We start from the raw sequence: 3,807 nt of genomic DNA on the forward strand, positions 1-3,807 counted from the left end.
TTTTCCGTCCCCGAAAACCCTAAATTTGTGCGAAGCGTATTGATCCACTGGACATCAGATGTATCGTCCAGCCCCGCTTCCATATAAGCATTAATATCTTCAAATCCTGAACAATCCGGATTTTGTGAGACATAACGGAACGTTACTCGCGGGTGGCGAAAAATTTCGCCACCATGAGGTTCTAATATTCCTGCGGCAATTTTTAACAGGGTCGATTTTCCACAACCATTACGGCCAACCAACGCAATACGCGCCCCCTGCTCAACCGATAAAGAAGCTTGATTGAGCAAAGGCGTTTTTCCAAAATTTAAGAAAATGCGGTCAAGCCGCAGAAGCGGCACCGCCATTAACGAACGCGGCGCGGACAAGGTGCTTTATACATCACCCCTCTTGCATCACGGTAAGCACATAATTGTCTAACAGAAACTCTCTGCCCACAAGGTGCTTGGTAAACATACCCTCTACGACCACGATACGTGCACAATTGTGATGCCTGTCTTTGTTGTTTTCTTTGATTTGCAGCTGCACCTGTTACTGTTCCAGCCAAAGCCCCAAATGCTGCACCGGTAAGCGCTGCTCCAGGCGTACTTCCACCAATAGCAGTTCCAGCCAAAGCACCGATTGCTGCTCCTCCTACGCCGTAACGTGCAACACGTTCATCGTTTGTAGTACAAGCGACTGAACTGAAACCAATGGCTGAAACAACGGCCACTTTAAAAATTGATTTTAACATATCAAAACCTTTCCTTCTCAAGATCAATACATATATCGTTTATGTCGGCACTTCATCACTAGGCCCCCCTCTGCCTTATTCAAAATATATTGGAAGAGCTTTATGGAATAGGCACAGACGCTAACAATATAGCTTTTCCAGAACCTAAATGGCAAGAAAAGGTTCCACAAATACGGTTAGAAAGTGTTAAAGAAGAGCCAAATGACACATTTTTGTCACAAATTTGCCATTTTACTCCCTTAAGCGTTAAACCTTTTAAATCAGAAAAACCGATAATACTAAACAAACATCCCTTAGGCAAATCATACGAACAAGGTTTTGACAAAACCGGCCAACCTTCTTCCAAACCGCTTGTCAACAACACTGAAATACCCCTTTCAGCCATCATCAACGCTTGCGTCATATGAGAAAGGCTATGATCACTTCGCTTCCCTGCCAAAGCACCGCATAAAATAAGCTTTTTAGCGCCATTTTGCAGCGCTCTTTCACATGCCAGAGCACTATCTGTCATATCTTTATCAGAAGGAAAAACTTCACGCGGAACATGACTATATTGACGTATTAAATTCTCATCTGATGAATCAAAGTCCCCTAACCACAACTCAGGCATCACATTAAGCGCTGCCGCATGACGCATACCACCATCAGCAGCAATTACCCGACTGTTTTGAATTTGATTAAGCAAACGATCAGTGATATGAACATCCCCATTTAATAATATCGTAAATGTTGTCATGCCATACTTTGCCTTTCACAAAATTTTCTTTACAGTGCATCTTTTATAAGTGAGAGTCATTTTTTATAAACAAAAAGCGTGATATAGCCAAACGAATCCCTACTCCTAATGCCTTTCTTAAAGAAACATACGATACAAAGATACAAATGCAATTTGCCAAATTACTCCGCAGAAATAATGTGCACCATGGTCCAACGCACCCCATTTTTCACCGCAATTTTCTTTTTCACTCATGCCTGTATAAAGCAACTTTCATAAGTTTAACACTTCTCCTTTCGGCTTGTCATACACCCCTTTCTCAAAATAACAGGCTTTCTTCCATTTCTTCTAAAACTATCAAAAGTGTCAACAATCACAATATCTATGTCACATTAAGCGCTCTGCAACACCCACGTATTTTACAAATGTATGGTGGCGCTTATCATAATGCAAAACTTGAACACCTTTTAGCAAAGATTGTCCGTAAACTGGCAGTTGCATCACATAGTTCTCATCAAAGCTATTCTGTAACAATTTTAAACTCAGAAACTGTAAACGCTTTTGCGCTCCCCAATGGTTCGATCTACATCACCCGTGGCATGCTGGCATTAGCCAATGATTCTTCAGAAGTTGCAGCCATTTTAGCCCATGAGATAGCACATATCAGAGCCAATCATGGCATTTTACGCCTGCAAAAAGAAGCCCAATTAAAGATGACAAATCACATGTCTTCACGTCTTCTTTCTTCTATTGGCAAAAAACTTCATAACCCTATGCAAAACAAGCAACAACTCGCGCAATTTTCCCGCAATCAAGAGCTGGAAGCTGACTCCCTTGCACTCGAAATGCTCCAACAGTCAGGATATGATCCTTTTGCTTCACCGCGCTTTCTTCAAACAATGGAAGCCTATAGTGCTTTGCGTAATATCTCTGGCACCCAAAATGCCTCTCTAGATTTTCTAGCTTCTCACCCAACTACCCCTCAACGCATTCGGCTTGCGATAGAAAAAGCGCGTAAAATCAGTAAAGGGAATAATAAAATATCCGATCATGATTCTTTTCTCAAAAGCCTTGATGGCATAATTTTTGGAGGAGGCTTTTATACAGGTTTTGTACGAGGCAACCAATTTATTCACCCACAATTGCGCATAGCTTTTTCTGTTCCAAACAATTTTACAATAGAACATTCAGCACACACTGTTTGGGCCAGTGGACCAGATAAAATTGCGATTCGTTTTGACGCTATTCCACATCCTGCTGAAATATCTGCGAGTGATTATTTGAAAAGCGGCTGGATTATCGGTCTAGATCAATCATCTATCCGCCCCATCACAATTCAAGGGCTCCGCAATCAAGAATTTATGCGTCAAGAATCCCAAAACCAAAGTTTACTTGGAGCGCGGGCCCATGCTACCAATGATCAATGGCAATTTGATGTGGTTGTCATTCCATTCAACAACCACATCTTTCGTTTTTTGACGGCCGCTCCACATAATTCTCGAAATTTTGCAGAGGTTGCCCAAAAAACGCTACAAAGCTTTCATTCTCTTTCATCTTCACAGTTAAAAAAATTGCAGCCCTTAAAAATCCGTGTTGTCCGTGTTAAACAAGGAGAAACCGTTGCCAATCTTGCAGATAAAATGCAATACACACCCTATAAAGAAAAACTCTTTCGCATCCTCAACGCCCTCTCACCAACGCAAACTTTACCCGCAGGTACAAAAGTGAAAATTATTACAGAATAAGCCTTTCTTCTCATCCGTTACAGTTTTGATTCTTTTCTGTCTGTATCACGCCCCCCCCTTAAAGCATATTCGAAAATAAAGAGGAACACTTTAAAATCCAACTTCATCATGCCTTTATAGGTCTCCGTTTGATATATATTTCCTCCAAACTAACAGCCCCCTATCTTCTTCTGTTTATCAGTAGCACTCCCAAAGAGGCATATTCCTAAACAAATATGGCCATCCCCTAAAGCTGACTTTATCATATTCTCATATGCCCCCACTTAATATATTCTCTTTCCCCCCCAAAAGCCTTTCACTGCTTATATATCGTAAGCATCTTCTGAATGAATCGTAAGGAGAGCAGAACGCAATTTTTGCAAAGCCCTAGCTTCAATTTGACGCACGCGCTCTTTCGAGATTCCTAATTTTTCACCCAAAACTTCGAGAGTCGCACCCTCTTCATTTAAGCGACGAAAGCGAATAATTTCCAACTCCCGTTCGTTGAGAATTTGCAACGCATCGTAAAGCCATTGTGTACGCCGTTGACCATCAATGACTTGCTCAATTAAAGCATCAGGAAGAGGACTCTCATCCACCAACACATCCATCTTTGCAATGGGATTATCACTGTT

5 protein-coding genes are annotated in these 3,807 nt (G+C 41.5%); 1 reads left to right on the forward strand and 4 read right to left on the reverse strand.

Features of this window, described 5'->3' with window-relative positions; translation table 11 throughout:
* The 3 genes from ACFIO3_RS09855 to ACFIO3_RS09865 form a co-directional block, all read right to left on the reverse strand.
* Positions 1–347, reverse strand: a 347-nt coding sequence (locus ACFIO3_RS09855) for an ATP-binding cassette domain-containing protein (protein ID WP_375704385.1), incomplete at its 3' end; no start/stop codon positions are given.
* Entirely contained in the window at positions 347–733 is a 387-nt protein-coding gene (locus ACFIO3_RS09860; RefSeq protein WP_375606568.1) for a hypothetical protein, read from the reverse strand. The genes ACFIO3_RS09860 and ACFIO3_RS09855, both read right to left, overlap by 1 nt.
* A 100-nt stretch (positions 734–833) precedes the next feature.
* Positions 834–1,469 carry a thiamine diphosphokinase gene (locus tag ACFIO3_RS09865; protein ID WP_375606569.1) on the reverse strand — a complete coding sequence of 212 codons (636 nt, stop codon included), beginning with the start codon at positions 1,467–1,469 and terminating at the stop codon, positions 834–836.
* Between the two features lie 146 nt (positions 1,470–1,615).
* Here ACFIO3_RS09865 and ACFIO3_RS09870 point away from each other — a divergent pair, with 146 nt between their 5' ends.
* On the forward strand, positions 1,616–3,193 hold the full coding sequence (locus ACFIO3_RS09870; protein WP_375606570.1) for a M48 family metalloprotease: 1,578 nt from the start codon (positions 1,616–1,618) through the stop codon (positions 3,191–3,193).
* A gap of 302 nt (positions 3,194–3,495) precedes the next feature.
* Here the strand turns inward: ACFIO3_RS09870 and ACFIO3_RS09875 are convergent.
* A partial coding sequence (locus ACFIO3_RS09875) for a sigma-70 family RNA polymerase sigma factor (RefSeq protein WP_375704384.1) occupies positions 3,496–3,807 on the reverse strand: 312 nt, incomplete at its 5' end.

The sequence above is a fragment of the Bartonella sp. AD328YNZD genome (genome assembly GCF_042196425.1).

What these genes read in the sequence shown, in the direction of transcription:
- ACFIO3_RS09860 (WP_375606568.1), bottom strand. Translation starts at nt 733, where the DNA reads ATGTTAAAATCAATTTTTAAAGTGGCCGTTGTTTCAGCCATTGGTTTC.
- ACFIO3_RS09865 (WP_375606569.1), bottom strand. Translation starts at nt 1,469, where the DNA reads ATGACAACATTTACGATATTATTAAATGGGGATGTTCATATCACTGAT.
- ACFIO3_RS09870 (WP_375606570.1), top strand. Translation starts at nt 1,616, where the DNA reads ATGCAATTTGCCAAATTACTCCGCAGAAATAATGTGCACCATGGTCCA.